The 16,011-nt window shown below is 69.5% G+C and carries 14 protein-coding genes and 1 pseudogene; 6 read left to right on the plus strand and 9 right to left on the minus strand.

Annotation, left to right across the window (positions count from 1 at the left end; translation table 11 throughout):
- Window positions 1-107 precede the first annotated feature (107 nt).
- On the minus strand, window positions 108-596 hold the full coding sequence (locus H9I49_RS07850) for a universal stress protein (RefSeq protein ID WP_188029810.1): 489 nt from the start codon (window positions 594-596) through the stop codon (window positions 108-110).
- 260 nt (window positions 597-856) lie between these two features.
- On the opposite strand from H9I49_RS07850, the gene H9I49_RS07855 reads away from it, so the two are divergent.
- Window positions 857-1,777, plus strand: a complete 921-nt coding sequence (locus H9I49_RS07855) for a CPBP family intramembrane glutamic endopeptidase (RefSeq protein WP_188029811.1) — start codon at window positions 857-859, stop codon at window positions 1,775-1,777.
- A 628-nt stretch (window positions 1,778-2,405) separates the two neighbouring features.
- On the opposite strand, the gene H9I49_RS07860 is transcribed toward H9I49_RS07855, so the two are convergent.
- The 4 genes from H9I49_RS07860 to H9I49_RS23815 all read right to left on the minus strand — a co-directional run bounded on the left by H9I49_RS07860 (window position 2,406) and on the right by H9I49_RS23815 (window position 5,301).
- Window positions 2,406-2,786 carry a hypothetical protein gene (locus H9I49_RS07860; RefSeq protein ID WP_188029812.1) on the minus strand — a complete coding sequence of 127 codons (381 nt, stop codon included), beginning with the start codon at window positions 2,784-2,786 and terminating at the stop codon, window positions 2,406-2,408.
- A gap of 135 nt (window positions 2,787-2,921) precedes the next feature.
- Window positions 2,922-3,608, minus strand: coding sequence for a CPBP family intramembrane glutamic endopeptidase (locus H9I49_RS07865; protein ID WP_188029813.1), 687 nt, complete (start codon window positions 3,606-3,608; stop codon window positions 2,922-2,924).
- 202 nt (window positions 3,609-3,810) lie between these two features.
- Window positions 3,811-4,056 (minus strand): PLDc N-terminal domain-containing protein, encoded by a 246-nt coding sequence (locus tag H9I49_RS07870; RefSeq protein WP_188029814.1) that lies wholly within the window; start codon window positions 4,054-4,056, stop codon window positions 3,811-3,813.
- Window positions 4,057-4,194: 138 nt separating this feature from the next.
- Window positions 4,195-5,301 (minus strand): CBS domain-containing protein, encoded by a 1,107-nt coding sequence (locus tag H9I49_RS23815; RefSeq protein WP_370587479.1) that lies wholly within the window; start codon window positions 5,299-5,301, stop codon window positions 4,195-4,197.
- 65 nt (window positions 5,302-5,366) lie between these two features.
- Here H9I49_RS23815 and H9I49_RS07890 point away from each other — a divergent pair.
- Window positions 5,367-5,561 (plus strand): annotated as a pseudogene (locus tag H9I49_RS07890) (putative PEP-binding protein); the annotation flags it as partial.
- A 57-nt stretch (window positions 5,562-5,618) separates the two neighbouring features.
- Here H9I49_RS07890 and H9I49_RS07895 read toward each other — a convergent pair.
- A complete protein-coding gene (locus H9I49_RS07895; protein WP_188029815.1) occupies window positions 5,619-6,098 on the minus strand; it encodes a pyridoxamine 5'-phosphate oxidase family protein in 480 nt (159 codons plus the stop codon).
- A gap of 443 nt (window positions 6,099-6,541) precedes the next feature.
- Between H9I49_RS07895 and H9I49_RS07900 the strand changes: the two genes are divergently transcribed.
- Window positions 6,542-9,196 carry a cation-translocating P-type ATPase gene (locus tag H9I49_RS07900; protein WP_370587533.1) on the plus strand — a complete coding sequence of 885 codons (2,655 nt, stop codon included), beginning with the start codon at window positions 6,542-6,544 and terminating at the stop codon, window positions 9,194-9,196.
- Window positions 9,197-9,409: 213 nt separating this feature from the next.
- Window positions 9,410-10,552: a DUF2157 domain-containing protein gene (locus H9I49_RS07905; protein ID WP_188029817.1), complete on the plus strand. Its 1,143-nt coding sequence runs from the start codon at window positions 9,410-9,412 to the stop codon at window positions 10,550-10,552.
- A gap of 78 nt (window positions 10,553-10,630) precedes the next feature.
- On the opposite strand, the gene H9I49_RS07910 is transcribed toward H9I49_RS07905, so the two are convergent.
- From H9I49_RS07910 to H9I49_RS07920, 3 genes are all read right to left on the minus strand, one after another.
- Entirely contained in the window at window positions 10,631-11,623 is a 993-nt protein-coding gene (locus tag H9I49_RS07910; RefSeq protein ID WP_370587534.1) for a polysaccharide deacetylase family protein, read from the minus strand.
- 443 nt (window positions 11,624-12,066) lie between these two features.
- Window positions 12,067-12,846 (minus strand): C40 family peptidase, encoded by a 780-nt coding sequence (locus H9I49_RS07915; RefSeq protein ID WP_188029819.1) that lies wholly within the window; start codon window positions 12,844-12,846, stop codon window positions 12,067-12,069.
- Between the two features lie 482 nt (window positions 12,847-13,328).
- Complete coding sequence (locus H9I49_RS07920; RefSeq protein ID WP_188029820.1) at window positions 13,329-13,973, minus strand: GyrI-like domain-containing protein; 645 nt, start codon at window positions 13,971-13,973, stop codon at window positions 13,329-13,331.
- Between the two features lie 178 nt (window positions 13,974-14,151).
- Here H9I49_RS07920 and H9I49_RS07925 point away from each other — a divergent pair, with 178 nt between their 5' ends.
- Both H9I49_RS07925 and H9I49_RS07930 read left to right on the plus strand, forming a co-directional pair.
- Window positions 14,152-14,694 carry a hypothetical protein gene (locus H9I49_RS07925; protein WP_188029821.1) on the plus strand — a complete coding sequence of 181 codons (543 nt, stop codon included), beginning with the start codon at window positions 14,152-14,154 and terminating at the stop codon, window positions 14,692-14,694.
- A 20-nt stretch (window positions 14,695-14,714) separates the two neighbouring features.
- Window positions 14,715-15,926 (plus strand): acyltransferase, encoded by a 1,212-nt coding sequence (locus H9I49_RS07930; RefSeq protein ID WP_255523785.1) that lies wholly within the window; start codon window positions 14,715-14,717, stop codon window positions 15,924-15,926.
- The last annotated feature ends 85 nt before the right edge of the window (window positions 15,927-16,011 follow it).

Genomic DNA, 16,011 nt, shown 5'->3' on the forward strand with positions numbered 1-16,011 from the left:
CGGGTGGCCCGTCCACGCCGACGATGACTGGGTGGCGTGACCGGCGGTCGGCCGGGCGGGCTGTGGTTCCCGCGACGCACGGTTCGGCCATGGCTGCGCTCCGACCCTCATCGCACGATGACGACGGTGCAATGACTGTGGGAGACCAAGTGCTGACTCACTGAGCCCATCAGCATGCCAGTGAACGCTCCGTGTCCGCGCGCGCCGACGACGATCAGGTCGGTGGTCTGCGAAAGGCGGATGAGCTCCTGTGCCGGATGGCCGTGAAGCAGCCGACGCAGGATGGTTACCTCGGGAAACTCGGCCTCGGCCTGCTCCGCCATGTCGTCCAACATTGAACGGACGGGCGCGTCAGGGTCGTCAGCGTCGGCGAGTTCGTCCCATGGCGATGCCCCGATCATGAGGTCGTCGGGCAGTGGGGCCAGGGCGCGCACACAGACGGCGAGCACCTCGCGAGCACCGGCCTTCGCATGCTCACACGCCCACGAGAGGGCCAGAGCACTGGGTTTCGAACCGTCGACTCCGACGACCACCGGCGCGACGGAAGGGGTGGGATCCCGGTCCGCGTTGGGCCGGTGCCTCTGGGGGTGAGTCATGTCCTGGTCCCTTCTCGCGGCTGGTACGAGGCAGTGCGTTGGTAGTACCAGCGTGACGAAAAGGACCGCTTCAACGTTAGGTCCATTGGTCCCGAGACCCAGGATCAGCGTGCCCCAACAGGCCGGCCAAGAGGAGATCCGCGCGGCGCTTGGCCACTTCGCGCTCTGCGGTGAGCCACGTGGCACGGGACCTTTGGGACTGTTGCGTGGCGGCCGCCTGCCGGTACTCCGGAGTGAGACGACATCCGAAGGAGACCCCCATGAACGCCCTTCCATACAAGTTGGCGTGGCCCTCGTTCCTCATTCTTGCCCTGCTCTTTCTGAGCACGGGCAACGGCACGTTGTACGGCATCGCCGTACCGTTGACAGCTCTGGTCATCGCCCTGCTCGTGCCGGGTGCGCGGCCTGCCACGAAAGGCGTCATCGACCGCCAGGACCTCGCGGTCATCGGCGCTCTCTACATCGGCGTGGTGGCCACGTTCTTCGTCGCGTTCCGGGTGTTCACCCAGGACCGCGTTCTCGGCCTGTTCCTGACCTTCGCCGCAGGCATGCTCCTCGGCGTGGTCGGTCCGATCGTGTACACGGTGTGGGTGCGTCACCGGCCACTGGAAGACCTCGGCCTGTCACGCCGACAGCTGCGCCCAGCCATCGCACTGGGACTCGTCCTCGGCGCCGTCCAGTACGCCATGACCCTGTGGGGCTACCCCCTGCCCCAGCCCGTGGGTTGGGTACCACTGCTGGTGCTGTCGCTCACGGTGGGCTTCTTCGAGGCGGTGTTCTTCCGCGGCTTCGTCCAGACCCGCCTCGAGGGCAGCCTTGGGCCCGTCGCCGGTGTCGGCGGCGCCTCCGCGCTCTACGCCGCGTACCACGTCGGCTACGGGATGGGCATCGGCGAGATGCTCTTCCTGTTCGGGCTCGGCGTCGCCTACGGCGTCGCGTTCGCGGTCGTCCACAACGTCGCCGTTCTCTGGCCGTTGCTGATTCCGCTCGGCTCGTTCTACAACAACATGGAGTCTGGCGACATCAGTATGCCGTGGGCCGCCATCCTCGGTTTCGTCGACGTGTTGGCGCTGATGGCCACGGCGGTGTGGCTGGCCGCGAGGCACCAGCGGCGTGCTACCACCCATGTTGCGGGTGGCCGGCGCCTGCCGCCGCGGACGGTTCCCAAGGTCCGCGACTAAGGCGGGCAACGAGCTCCTCGCCCGAGGCGGAGCGGGGGCATCGAGTCCGCGGACCCGTGCAAGCGAAGCATCCGTGCCGGGGCTCCCAACCCCGGCACATGAACGCCCCGGCACCTGCACCGAGTGGGGGACCAAAGGCCCTGCGCGGCCCCTCCCGCAGACGGCAGATTCGCAGGCATTGGTCAGGCCGGTGTGCAGCGTGAGCGGGTGTGGCTGTCCGCACCCGAGTTGTCCGTGTGGCTGGTGCGTCTGGAGCTCCGCCGGAGAGCTCGCGGGATTCCTTGTCCCGCGGTCGCCGCAGTTCTGATCGCGTCGGCACCAGCTCCGGTGGCCGTGCCGGTCCTGGTGGCAGCCGTCGGACTCGAGGGTGCGGTCCTTGGCTTGGCCCCGGGAAGGGCGCTCCTCCCGGTACTGCCAATCCTTAGCCTGCGTCATTTCGTGGCGGGAACCACGTCCGCTGCGGCGCTCGCGTACGCGCTGGCCATCGCTGCCTCAGTCCTGGCTGGACCGTCGCGGGCGCCATCGGCTCTTGCCACGGGACGATCCGGGTGCACCGAGGTGCACCCGGATCGCACGCGGCCCGACTGTGGGTCTGGGGCCGCTCGTGGACCCTCAACGGGTCCGCCGGTCAGGCGTGGGTCGCCGGTGCGTCGTGCGCGTGCACGAGGCCGGCGTGGTCGACGATCTCCAACAGCCACACGACGAGGATCGAGCCCATGAACACGGCGAGCAGGACCTCTGCGACGGCAGCTTCAGCCAGAGCCAGAGCTACCAGTCCGAGGACCAGCGAGACGGCGGCAACGCCGGTACCCACTTTGCCCACTCGGTCAAAGGCGTCGCCGCTCCTCAACACGAGAAACGCGACGGTGCCCAGAACCAGACCGATGCCGGACATTCCTCGAGGGTCCTGGACGAACGGCATCTCGCCGTTGACCAGGTAGCCGACGTATGGGACGCCGATGGCGATGACCAAGACGGTCCCGACCAGGTCTTTCAGCTTCAGTCTCATGAATCACACCTCCTTCCACCTTCAACTCTTGCCCACGCTCGACCCGAGCAGCAGAGGCAAAGGTCTCGCTCGCGGTGTGATCGTCGAGACACAAGGGAGTGCTCGAAGCACCCGCTGGCCGGAGGACCACCTGGCTTACAGCAGAACCACGACGAGGTTCATGGCTGCGTGCAGCACGATGGGAGGGTAGAGGCTGCCCGTCAGGGCGCGCGCATAGCCGTAGACAACGCCCCACACGGCGGCGTTCAGCACCTGAACTGCGACAAAGGCGATGGGCACGCCCACCAGAGCGTTGGCAGCGTGCAGCAGGCCGAAGGCCAAGCCGCTCGACCACACAGCGAGCGTTGTGGCAACGCGGTCGCGGTACAGGCGGCCGAACGCCGCGCACAGCACGGCGAAGACGGCCCCGCGCCACATGGTCTCCTCAACGAGGGGAACGGTGACGACCTCTGTGATCAGCCACTCGTTGCCGCTGTAGGGCGTGGTGCTGCCGCTCAGGAGGAGGTAGCCACCGACGATGCCGCAGTTGGCGACCAGGATGAGCAGGAGTAGTCGCCAGTGACGGCGAGTCCGACCAACCCGAAAGCCCAGAAGGCGAGGTCGCCAGACAGCCACGGCCAACAACGGGACGATCAGATGCGCGCGAGAGATCACGCCGTACAGCGTCGCCGGCCACGCAGACGCACCCACCGGAGGGAAACGGGCCGTGACGAGGTGGTTGAACCACTGGTCGAGAAACACGAAGCCGGCAGAGAAAGCGGCCAGCCCCACGATGACCATCAGCGCCTTCGAGGCCGGACGCGTTCGGATTGCCACGTTCATCCCCAGTCCTCACGGCTCGGGAGCACACTGCTTCTTCGGCATGATCGCCGGTGGCGCACGGCCAGCGGCTTCTCGGCTGCACCGGGGCACTTTGCTGGGCCGGTGCACTTCCGGGTCGTGTTCGCCGCGCCGCGCATGCTGCGGTCCTGCTGCTGGTCGGCACCCGTCAACGTCGACCGCCCTGCGCGGCGAGCGTGCCCCGTCAAGGCCCAACGGCGCCCCCGGGCTGCTTGCGCCCTCGCGTGAAGTACGCGATCGGCCCGACCCAGTTGATCGCGATGATCGCGGCCCACTTCGCCTTGTTGCCGTTCACCTCGCCCGGGTCGCGGCGGGCCAGGTCGACCCACGCCGTCACCGCCAGTGACAGCTGCACACAGCCGCCCACAAGCACTGCCGTCCGCTGCCGCCTGCTCAGATCCGACCACTGCTTCTTCCTGCGCTTGGTCATCGTTCCTCCCGGATGCCGTGTTGTCCCCCGTCCGGCTTACGACCAGGCACCCGGCCGCGGGGCGGTGCCGGCGATCAATCCCAACGACTGCGTCTGTCCCGCAACCCAGGCGGATCTCGCGGCGCGCACCTTGCCAACTTACGGAGCCGGCTGTTCGACGACCACCACGCGCCGCACCCCGGGAGCGGTCTGGGCGATCGCGGCCGCGAGTCGCGTCTCCCTTCCTGGCCGCGGTCCACGAAGAGTGACCACACCTTCAATCACTTCGACGTGCCACTCCTCGTGCCCGATCCGCGCGAGGTCATCGACGACCCGCTCCTCGATCGCCACGTCCGGTGTGGTCAGCGCACGAAGGAGGTCGCTGCGGCTGATGACACCCACGAGACGACGGCCGTTGACGACAGGAAGGCTCTTCCAACCCGTGTCGGCGAGTAGATCGGCCACGTGCCCCGCATCGCTGGTCTCCTGGACCGTGACCGGGTCGGGCGTCATTACGTCGTCGACCAGGCGGTGCCACGGCTCGGCCGGTTCCTCGACAAGCCGGAGGTGAGCCCTCGGGTCGGGCGTGATGCGCTCGCGCAAGATGTCCGCCTCGCTGAGGATGCCGACCACGTGGTCCTGAGGATCCACGATGGGAACAGCGGAGATGTGCCGCCCAGCCAGCAGCTGGACGGCTGCCTCGAGCCGTGAGCCTGCCCGGAGGCTCGTCGCAGGGGATGTCATGAGTTCACGGACGAGCACGGCGGCCTCCCAACACGCGCGGCTGCTCTGCTGCAACCACAGGTCAAGTCTCCGTTGGCCCGTCATGAAGTGGTCAGGGCCGAAGGTCCCGTTTGGCTGGACCTTCGACATCGGGAGCCGGGCGTCTCTGGATCTCTGGTGCTCAGGACGGGCCGTGGGTTCCGATACGGGCACGAAGGCGTTCTCCTCCTCTTGGCTGTTGTGCAGACGGCAGATCGCGTAGAGCCCGTACAGCAGCCGCCGAAGCTCGATGATGTCCTCCGGCTCGACGTCGTCTCCGAGGTCATCCACCAGACGCCTCAGGCGGCCAACCTGGTGCACGATCTCGGCATGCGTCCGGCTCAGGGCCGCGGTCGCGACCGACCCGCCAAAGGCGCGAGCCACGATTGGCACCAGCAGCTCCTCGTCGGCTTGCTCGTGCGGGATGAGCTCGGTCTCCAGCCTGGCGAGCAGGTCCCGAACCGCGGCCACGTCAGGGTCGTGCGTCGACAGCGTGTCTGCCACGGTCCGGATCTGCTCGACCAAGGCCACCACGGCGTCATGTCCGGGGCGCAGTCTCCCTGCGGTCGCGTCACACCAAGCCGGACCTCGGACTCGGAGTGTGCGGGGAGCATGCCGGTGACCCTGAGTCCATCCGCTGCTTCGCACGCGCGGGCCTCGACTATGTCTCGTGCTCAGCTCCGCGGCTGGTCATAGCCCGCCTGGAAGCCGGCCGGGCCGCCGTCCTGGAGTCGTCGTCAATCGGCACCAGCGTCAAGAGGTGAGCGCCCAGCGCCAGTACGCCAAGCAGCGGCGGCCGCGAGCACGCGGCCGGGTTGGTGTCATCCCGGGAGTGCTGAGCGCGTCGGACCACCCTGTATGTGGATCCGGCGGCCGGTCACCGCGCTGGCCTTGATCCTGATGAAGCGCGCCTTGGCTCCCTGCTGCCACGGGGCCAAGGACAATCCCATCGCGTCGATCACCTCGTCCGTCTCGCGGATCTCGCTGCCGACTCCGTGGACGACGACACTCCAGGCCACGGCTTCCCTCGCGTCGTAGCCGTCCGCCTCGAAGGCCACCGCTCGATTCGCAGCGGCCGAGAGCTTCCTTCCGGCGTCGGTGCGAAAGACGACCGTGCCGTGGTCGACCACATAGTTGATCGGGAAGATGTCCGGCTCCCCGTCCACCACCACCGCGAGCCGTCCGACGGTGCCCCGCCGCAGCAGGTCCCAGCACTCGTGTCGGTCAAGAAGCTCTGTGTGCTCAGGCGTGCCGGAAGGTGTCTCCTTGCGGGCAGTGCCCTGGACGTGGTTGTCGGCCATGTTTGAGCGTTCCGCGCGGGTCCGGCTTGCGGCAGGGCCGAAGGTCCCGCTCGCCCGGGTTGTGCTTGCTTCCGGCGCCGGGTGCGGCGTCCCGCCCGGGACCAACGACCCTGCATCTCAAGGACCAGGGCGGCGAGGATGGCTCACAACGACCAATGCGGTGACGTGCACATGGACAGAGGACGGCCTCGGCGGCAAGACCGCCGGAATCACCGGCGGGGCCTCAGGTACCGGCGGCCCAGCTGCCCTCGTCAGGGCGCACTCTGGCGCGGACATCTCGACGCCTCCTTCCCGACACGCACCTACCACTCGATCGTCGGCGGCGACCTCGCACAGAAGTGGGACGCCGGGGACGCGCCACTCGCACCGAGAACCCGTTGAACGGACCAGAGGAACAGTCCATGCACGATCCACCGTCCATCCGGCGGGAACGAGACCGGCCGATCGTCCCCCCGCCGACCCGGACAGCGCGGCCGGCGCAGTCCACTCATGACGGGACCACCACCGGCCCGGCGCCGTCTGCGCATGCGGGCCTCACCTCCGCCGCTGTGGCCCGTGCGCGGTCGGTTCATGGACCCAACCTGCTGCCGGCACCGCCTACGCGCCATCCCCTTTGGTGCCTCGTGCAGCAGTTCACCCACCTGTTCGCCGCGATGCTGTGGGCGGCTGCGGGCCTGGCGCTGCTGGCCGGCATGCCGCAACTTTCCATCGCAGTGGTCATCGTCGTACTGGTCAACGGGTTCTTCGCGTTCGCGCAGGAGTACCGAGCTGACAGGGCTGCAGCACGGCTGCGCGAGCTGGTGCCTGCCCGGGCCACCGTCGTTCGCGACGGTCGGCCCTCCACGGTGCTCGTGGCAGACGTGGTCCCGGGCGACCTCGTCGTGCTCACCGCGGGTGAACGGATCTGTGCAGACCTGACGCTCGTCGAGTGCCATTCCCTCTCCGTCGACGCATCGATGCTCACGGGCGAGAGCGTTCCCGATCGGCCATTGGTCGACGACCGAGTGTGGTGCGGCACGTTCGTCGTCGAGGGCGAGGCGCATGGTGTCGTGACCGCCACGGGCTCGCACACGAGGTTCGCGGGCATCGCGGCCCTGACCCTGAGCGCCGAGCCGGGCACGAGTCCCCTGACCTTGCAGCTGAGGCGTGTCGTCCACACAGTCTCGGGCCTCGCCGCCGTCGTCGGTGTCTGCCTCTTCGCGGTGGCCCTTCTCCTGGGCCTCGCGCCGTCCGCCGCGTTCCTCTTCGGACTCGGAGTAACGGTCGCACTGGTACCCGAGGGACTGCTCCCCACGGTCACCCTGTCACTCGCCAGAGCTGCGCAGCAGATGGCCCACCACCGCGTCCTCGTCCGTCGCCTCGAGGCGGTGGAGACCCTCGGCGCCACGACCTACATCTGCACGGACAAGACGGGAACGCTCACCCTGAACCAGATGTCCGTGGTCAAGGTGTGGACGCCGACGAAAGGTGACGAAGCGTTGGACGCTGCGGGATACGACCCGACGACACCGCTCGGCCACCAGCCGGGATCGGCCGCAACCGCGGCCCTGAATGCAGCCGCGAGCTGCGTGCGGGGCCGCAGCGTGCAGGCACCCACGGGCGAGTGGCGGCCGCACGGTGACCCCATGGAGGTCGCGCTGGACGTGGCCGCCCGACGGAGCGGTCACCCTGCCGCCCCAACCGCCCAGATACCGCGACGACTGCCCTACACGGCGGCCCGGCGACGCTCATCCGTGGTGCTCCTTGACGAGGCGGGGCCTCGGGTGGTGACCATCGGCGCCCCCGAGTCAGTGGCCGAGATCCTGACCCTGCCGCCGCGCGAGCTGTCCACGGTGGTCGATGAGATGGCACGCGAGGGCCTGCGGGTCATCGCAGTCGCCACGCGCGCCGCACCCGACTGGCGCGACGCGGCTGACGCCGATCTGGAGCACGGTCAAACCCTGCTCGGAGTAGTTGGGCTGGAAGATCCGCCACGCCCCGACGTCTCCGCCGCGGTGGCACGCTGCCAGCGGGCCGGCATACGCATAGCCGTCATCACCGGCGACCACCCTGCCACGGCTCTTGCCATCGCCAGGCAGGTCGGCCTGGCGGACCCTGAGACACCGGCATTGACCGCTGCGGAGCTGCCCACCGACTCCTCGGAGCTGGCCGAACTGCTCAGTCGACCTGGTGGACTCGTTGTGGCGCGCGTCAACCCTGAGGACAAGCTCCGCATCGCCCAGGCACTGCGCGAGCGGGGCCATGTCGTTGCGATGACCGGAGACGGCGTCAACGACGGTCCGGCCCTGCGCGCCGCCGATGTCGGTGTGGCGATGGGGGCGTCGGGAAGCGACGTGGCGAGGGAAGCCGCCGACATCGTGCTGCTCGACGACCACTTCGCGAGCATCGTCGACGCCATCGAGCTGGGCCGGTCCACGTTCACCAACATCCGCCGGTTCCTCACCTACCACCTCACCGACAACGTCGCGGAGCTCGCGCCGTTCGTGGTGTGGGCGTTGTCGACCGGGCAGTTCCCCCTGGCCATCGGGGTCATGCAGGTCCTCGCCCTGGACATCGGCACGGACATGCTGCCGGCGCTGGCCCTGGGTGCCGAACCACCCCATCGGGGTGCCATGGACGGGCCAGTTCGCCGCTCGCGTCTGATCGACCGAAGCGTGTTGACCCGCGCCTTCCTCATCCTGGGACCTGCGGAGGCCGTGGGATCGCTGGCCACCTTCGCGGCCGTGCTCTGGTCCGGCGGTTGGTTGCTGGGTGCTGTGCCCGAGCACAACCTGCTCACGGCAGCCTCCGGTGCTGCCTTCATGGCCATCGCGGCGGGTCAGCTCGCCAATGCCGTGGCATGCCGCAGCGCCACGATGCCGGCGTGGCACCGCTCTGGTCGCACCAACCGTCTGCTCGGCGCCGCCCTCCTCGCGGACGCAGCAGTGTGCATCGCCTTCGTCACGGTTCCGCCGCTGTCGGCAACCCTGGGCGGCACGTGGCCGCCCGCCCTCGGTCTGGTCGGCGCGGCCGCGACGGCAGGACTTGTCGTGCTCGTCGACAGCCTGCACAAGAGACACCGTGCCGTCGGACGGGAACGAGGCGGCAGCTCCGGCTGAAGCCGGCTGGGACACCGGGCTGCTGTCGAGCCGTACTCGGCCGCCGGCAACGACGCCAACAAGGCGACCCGCTATCGTCAGCCATCGAGTGCGGCCGGGAGCAGCGTCGTCCGCATCGGGTGCATCTCGCGGACTCGAGCAGCCCAGGACGGTATGGCGGTAGCAGGCCCAACGGCCCTGTCGCCGACACCGGACCGAACCGATCGTGCACCTATGGGTACCAGGCACTCGCATGCAGCCATCGGCGATCTGGAGCAGCGCCTCGAGACGTGGGTGCGCCACGGGCTCATCACCCCGGAGCAGGCCAGCAACATCCTTGCCGTCGAGCACGGTGCCGACCTCGAGGGCGTTCGGCCCACCGCCCCTGAGACCGAGCCGTGGGGCCCTCGAAGGCCGGCCTCCACCACCGGCGTCTCGCTGGCGGGGGCAGGTTTGCCACCGACCAGCTTGGTGGCTGAGGCACTCGGCTACGTCGGCGGCATCCTCATCGTCATCGCGGCAGGGGCCATCACCGGACAGTATTTCGACGACCTCGGACGGCCAGGGCGCCTCGCCCTCACCGGTTCGGCTGCGCTGGCGCTGCTGTGTGCCGGATACCTCGTGCACGTGAACCCGGCGCGGCCCGCGGCAGGACGACTTCGCTCGGTGCTCTGGGTGCTGACCGTGGCCGCCACCGCGTTCTTCATCAGTCTCCTGGCCGACGAGACCTTCGGTTGGAATGGTGAGGAGGTGGCGTTCGTCGCCGCGTCGGGAGCGGCCGCGGTTGGGCTGGAGCTGTGGCGCCGACACCGATGGATGCTGCAGCAGCTCGCCGTGGTGGTCACCCTCGCCGTCGCCCTGGGTTCCGGCGTCGCGGCCTACCTGGGCGGTGATGTGGCCCTGTCAGGGATGGCCATCTGGGGACTGGGCGGGAGCTGGCTCATGCTCGGCTGGGCGGGCCACGTGCAGCCGCGCCACGGCACCGACCTGCTGGGTGGGGCCGCGGCGACCGTGGGCTCACAGCTGACCATGAACTACGACTGGGGCGCCGCCCTCGCACTGGCGACCGCCGCCGCACTGGTGGCGATCGGCGTCCGTCTGCGGGCGCTCGTCCTGCTGGCGGTGGGCTCGGTTGCCACGCTGCTCGTGGTACCCGGCGTGATGCAGCGCTACTTCCCTGACACGCTCGCCGCACCCCTGGCGGTTCTCGGCGCCGGCGTCGTCCTGGTGTTCGCGGCGCTGGCCACGGCAACGAAGTGGCGCCGACACAACCCCCCGAAGCGAGAGCGTGCTCCTCTGTCCGGACTGGGCTGGATGCCGATCGTCGGTTTCGCGGTCGGGGTCGCCTGCGGCGTTGTGCTGTTGTCGCTGACCTGACCGCCATCGCGCATGGTCAGTGACGTCGTCGAGACACCGGGGGCCACACACGGCACCGTCGATTCCTGCCGCTCCCCCTCAGGTAGGTCGCAGCTGGCTCAAGGTCACGAACCCGTACCCCGCGGAGCGGGCTTCGGCAATGATCCTGGGCAGTGCATCGGCATCGAGGGTCGATCCGTCGGGAGCGGCGCCCAAGTGCATTAGCACGATGGCGCCCGAGGAGCGTGCGGCGGCGACCCTGTCGGCGATCTGCCCCACCGAGATCCCTGCGGCCCGGCCCTTCCACCCCAAGGTGTCGACCGTCCAGCCGACCGCCACGTAGCCCATCGCGGTGACAGCCGCCAGGGTGCGGCGGTCGTAGTCGCCGTAAGGGAAGCGGAACAACGGTCTCGGGTCCTGGTCCGTGGCCTGCAGGATCGACGTTCGGGCGGACGTGACCTGCCGTCTCAGCGCCGCATCGCTCAGCTGCGGAAGGTGCGGGTGCGTGTACGTGTGGTCACCGACGATTCCGTGACGTACCAGAGCCGCCGCAGCGGACGGGTGCCGGTCAGCGAACTCTCCGGTCAGGAAGAAGGTGGCCTGGACGTGTTCGCGAGTCAGGGTGGCGATCACCGACGTGACAGCCTCGGCTCCGGACCCACCGTCGAATGTCAACGCCACCACCTTGCGTGACGTCGGCAGCCGGGACACCACGCTGCCCCTCACCACAGGAGCTGTCGAGTGTGTTGGAGTGGCCGCCGGCGAGCTCGCCGTCGCGACGGGGAGTGTCGTGCTCGTCTTCGGTAGCGGAACGGGGGTCGATCTCACGGTCGTGCTCGCAGCTGTGACCGTGGGGACCGAGGTCGCCGCGGTCCGTGTCGCCGTGAGAGATGCGTGGGTCTGGGCACGCGTGGCCGACGGAGAGCCGGCGGGCGGCGCGGAGGGCGCCGCACAGGCTCCGGCCACCGCCAACGCCAGGACCAGCGAAGCGAGCGGGTGGTACCTCACTCCCCCAGCCTGCGCAGCGTCAGTCCCGGCCGCCAGGGCACAACGTCCCGCCCACAGGGCAATCGGCCTCAGCGACCGCAGCACGGCTCGCAATGGCGAAAACCCTTTGCCACCAGCGATCCAGTGGGACCTAGGTCCTCGGACGGACGCGCAGTCCCGCCGTAGCGTGAAGCCAGGGGAACCGCCGGCCCGGCGTCGGCGGCCGACGTCGTGAGGTGCGCCATGTCAGAGATCGAACGCAGCCGCATACGCAAGGAAGCCGCCGACGCGGTCGTGTCGAGGCCGCCGAGACCCTCCGATGCGCGAACCGACTCCGCGCTGCGGCGGTACCTGGGCATCGCGATGTTCGAGACGCTGCGCGCGCGCCGGAAGGATGCTGCCAGGAAACCAGCACCACCCTCCGACAAGGAGACGCGAAAGCCCCGGTCATGACAAGCCGGGTCGACAAGATCCAGTCCCGGTATCCGTCCTCGGCGCGGTACCCGTGGCCGTGACCTCCCAAGGCGAACCGCGAGGGCGGGGCGCGGTCAGGGTAGGTATCGGCGCGCGCCCGCAAACTCGGCGGCATACGACTGAGTCGCGACCGGGACGGTCTTGACGGTCTGTCCGGTCCCGGGCGACTGCACCATCTGCCCGGAGCCGGCATACACCGTCACATGGTGCACGTTGCCCGAGGCCGTCGCGTAGAAGAGCAGGTCGCCCATCGAGGTCGCACCAGCGGGTACTCGGCGACCCCTCACGGCCTGCGCGCCGGCATCGCGGGGGATCACCACGCCGTGGACGCGGTAGACCAGCGAGGGCAGCCCCGAGCAGTCGAAGCCGAACCCAGAGCGCCCCGCCCACAGGTAGGGCAGCCCGGTGAACGACTGCGCAGCCTGCACGATCGAGACCCCCGTGGCTCGCGACGCAGGAGCTGTGAGGCCGTGCAGGACCACGACAGCCGGGTCGACCCGCCGCACGGCACCGCCGGGAAGCCCCACCCGCAGCCAACCATCGAGCCTCTCCAGCACTGGCAGGCGCGTCCCATAGCTCACCTCGACCACCCTGCCCGCAGCCGAGGTGTCGGCCCGCAGCCAGGCGGTCCGTGCCACCACGGTGGCGAGCTCCTTCGTCCGTGGCGGAGCCACGGCACTGAGCTGTCGCGTCGGCACCCATCCCGGGTATCCCCTCGCGTCCAGTGGCGTCGGCTGGTCGGGGACGACGACCTTGGCCCACCTGCCGCTCACTGCCGTGACCAGCACTCGGTCGCCCAGCAGAGCCTGGGTGTCCGCCCGGCCCTGGAGACCTCGGCGGTCGGCCAAGGACATGGCGCGAAGCCACCCGCTGATGTCGGCCGGCGAGCGAAGTGCCGGGTCGTCGACCGCCCGCGGTGAGGACGACGAGCGCCACAGGGTCGCGACCGAGACGGTGACCCATGCCGGACGACCAGCGCGGGGACCGACAGGGGGCGTCGGGCGAGGCGTCGATGGAAGCGGCGTGCCCGGGCCAGTGGTCGTCGTCCCGCCGGCCATGCTGGGAACCCGCGTCATGGCCGTCGCACGAGTCGTGACGGTGCGCGCCGGGAAGGTGGACGAAGTGGCTTGGGGTGATGTGGGGACGGCAGTGGTCGGCTGCGACGATCCGGTCGGGCGCGGGGGTGATGTTGCGCAGCCGGACAGCGCCAGCGCGGAGGCGATGGCGGCCACTGCTGCAGCGACCTTCAGGCTCACCAGCCCACGATGGCGCCAGTGCCGCACCTCGAAACAGAGCCAGAGGTCCTCGAACACGCCGCCGCGCCGCGGGGGTCCGCTCAGGCCGGCTCGACCGGCTGCCGCAGGATCGTGCGGAGCCGCTCCGGCGCGCTGCGCCTGGGGTCTCCCAGGTACACCTCGTGGTGCCGCCCGCGGGCGCGCATGCCGGCCGTCGCGATCGCCTCGTGGAGGCGGCGCAGCGAAGGTGCCTCGGCGGCATACGGACCGATGTGCAGAAGCTGCGCGCAGCGGCCCTCCTCCCAGGTGTGCAAGGCGACCCGGTCCAGGGCGGCCAGGTCCTTGGTACGCGCCTGCGCCATGGCCTCGGCGACGAGGGCGGCGTCGATCGGCTCGGGCTGCATGATCATGGCCTGCCAGCGCCAGCGGTCCCGGTCGGTGTCGGCCATGCTGCCCTGGCCGCGCGCCACCGCCTCGACCAGTGCCTGTTGGCCGTCGTCGTCGCCGACCCACCACAGCGCCTCGAGCGGCATGACCCGCGGTGCCTCACCGATCGCCTTCTTCACGAGGAAGTGCACGCCGTAGCTGACCGCGTACAGCGCCTGGATCGCCGCAGCGAACGCAGGTCCCTCGGGCGCGCCTTGACCGGGGACGACGACGAAGGCCATCTGCGGCACGTCGACGAACTCGACCGTGTCGCGGCGTGGTTTGTAGAGGCCGTCGATCGCAGAAGCCGTGGTGGTCATGGGACCAGACTCGTGTACGGGGGTGGCCGGGCGCCCGAGGCGAAGGTCCCTCCTCCGCGTTCGAACTTCGTGGGGACCAAGGTCTCTGCCGCGACGCGCCACTTCGGGGCTACGTGTGAGGTGAGGCGTGAAGGAGATGGTGATGGTGTCGCGCACCACGTGGGCGGGGTTCAGCATCATGGCTGCCTTCGGCGGCTTCGTCGTGCTCATGCTGGCGGGCGAGTCGATCCTGGATCCGGGCGGCTGGAGGTCAGCCGGCCTGATCGGCTCCTGGTTGGTGCCGCTGATTGTTTTGTGTCTGCTCGGCTACTACCGCCCGGAGATCGGCCTGCCGGTGCTCGCGGTGGCGGCGCTCGCACCCGTTGCCTTCGGAGTACTGCTCCTCCTCGACTACGACCGCTGGCGTGAGTTCGAGGACTCCGTCGGCCCGGTGTCGCTCGTACTGTCTCTCGTGGTCGACATCGGACTGGCCTGTGCGGGCCTGCACCGCCCATGGGCGGCGGGCTGGCTCATGCTCGCGGTGACGATCGTTCCGTTGATGCTGGCGGTCATCGGGGCCGGAGAGGACTGGCGCCGCGCGCTCACCATCGGCGTGGCCCTGCTGCCCATGGTGCTCTCGGGAGCGCTGTTCGTCGTCGCGGGTCGGCGGCGGGGCACTGACACTGCTGGCAGCCCGGCCATCGGCGTGGATCGGCTCGCGGATCGAGCCGGAGGTCGCTGAGTGCAACGGAGGCCACGGTCATGACAACCGCGAGACGGCCCCCCTGTGGCGCGAGCAGCTCCCGCGACGCCACGGCTGTTCCTCAGGGTCCTCGGCCTGCCTCTGCCAACCATTCGCCGCGGCGACCGCGGCTCGCCTACGCCGACAACCTCAAGGTCGCCCTGGTGGCCGGTGTCGTCCTCGCGCACGTCTTCCTCGCATGGAACGGGCTGGAGGGCGCCTGGGTTCTCAGTGAGCCGACAGTGCGTGAGCCCTTGTTGAGCATGCTCCTCCTCGCGACTGTGATCGGCGTGTCGTTCGGAATGCCACTGTTCTTCATGGTTGCTGGTTTGTTCACGCCGGGGTCGTTGCAGCACAAGGGGATCCGCCGATTCCTGCGCGACCGCACCATCCGGCTGCTGGCGCCCAGCATGGCCTTCGTACTGCTCCTCACGCCGCCCATCGAGTTTGTCGACTCGAGCAATGCTGGTTTCCGTGGCAGCTTCTGGGACTTCGTTCCGCGCGCCTGGTGGCCGCTTCCGCCCGCTCCCGGTCCGACGTGGTTCCTCGGCGTGCTGCTGCTGTTCTCTGTCGGGTATGCCGTGGTGCGGCGATATCGTCCGGCGCGCCGGGAGGTGACTGGTCGGCTCACCGGACGGCCGTTGATCGGGATCGTCGTCGTCGTTGCCGCGGCGTCGTCCGTGGTGCGGATCTGGGCGCCGTTCGGTGAGGAGCGCTGGCACCTCGCGCTAGGGCAGGCGCCCGGATGGGTGGCGGGGTTCACCCTCGGCGCGATCGCCGGTGAGCGTGGCTGGTTCGACCGCCTAGACCCGGTACTCGTACGCCGGGTGCGGCACACCGCGTGGCTGGCCATGGCGGTGTGCGCCGGACTCGTGGCGTTCCTGACGACCGCCGGCCACAACGAGGACGCGTTCGGTGGCGGTGGGACTTGGCAGTCGCTGGCGTTCGCGCTCGTCGAGGCCACCGTGCTGGTCACCGTATCGGTGTGGGCGGTCGACGCGTTCCGGCGGCGCGCACCCAGGCAGGGACCACTGGCCGGGTGGCTCAGCCGCGCGGCATACGCGACCTTCCTCGTGCACCAAGCAGTCCTGGTCGTGCTCATCCTCGCCAGCCGGCACCTGGCCTGGCCCACGGAGGCGAGGTTCGTACTGGTGGCGGTGACGGGAGTGACGCTGTCCTTCGCAGTGGGCGCGGTGCTTCTTCGAGTTCCACGGGTGGGACGGGTGCTCTGAGCACAGGCGGTTCGCCGACGTGGGGCGGAGGCGTGACCCGCGCCGAAGGCGCCTGCGCAGATGGGGGACCTTGGGCCCTCGCGGC

Origin of the sequence: Terrabacter sp. MAHUQ-38, from assembly GCF_014518425.1 — a bacterium.
GTDB lineage: Bacteria > Actinomycetota > Actinomycetes > Actinomycetales > Dermatophilaceae > Terrabacter.

Bases quoted from the DNA above. Each gene is read 5' to 3' on its own strand.
- H9I49_RS07915 (WP_188029819.1), bottom strand. From the start codon at position 12,846: ATGTCCTTGGCCGACCGCCGAGGTCTCCAGGGCCGGGCGGACACCCAG.
- H9I49_RS07860 (WP_188029812.1), bottom strand. From the start codon at position 2,786: ATGAGACTGAAGCTGAAAGACCTGGTCGGGACCGTCTTGGTCATCGCC.
- H9I49_RS07930 (WP_255523785.1), top strand. From the start codon at position 14,715: ATGACAACCGCGAGACGGCCCCCCTGTGGCGCGAGCAGCTCCCGCGAC.
- H9I49_RS07855 (WP_188029811.1), top strand. From the start codon at position 857: ATGAACGCCCTTCCATACAAGTTGGCGTGGCCCTCGTTCCTCATTCTT.
- H9I49_RS07870 (WP_188029814.1), bottom strand. From the start codon at position 4,056: ATGACCAAGCGCAGGAAGAAGCAGTGGTCGGATCTGAGCAGGCGGCAG.
- H9I49_RS07920 (WP_188029820.1), bottom strand. From the start codon at position 13,973: ATGACCACCACGGCTTCTGCGATCGACGGCCTCTACAAACCACGCCGC.
- H9I49_RS07925 (WP_188029821.1), top strand. From the start codon at position 14,152: ATGGCTGCCTTCGGCGGCTTCGTCGTGCTCATGCTGGCGGGCGAGTCG.
- H9I49_RS07905 (WP_188029817.1), top strand. From the start codon at position 9,410: ATGGGTACCAGGCACTCGCATGCAGCCATCGGCGATCTGGAGCAGCGC.
- H9I49_RS07865 (WP_188029813.1), bottom strand. From the start codon at position 3,608: ATGAACGTGGCAATCCGAACGCGTCCGGCCTCGAAGGCGCTGATGGTC.
- H9I49_RS07895 (WP_188029815.1), bottom strand. From the start codon at position 6,098: ATGGCCGACAACCACGTCCAGGGCACTGCCCGCAAGGAGACACCTTCC.
- H9I49_RS07850 (WP_188029810.1), bottom strand. From the start codon at position 596: ATGACTCACCCCCAGAGGCACCGGCCCAACGCGGACCGGGATCCCACC.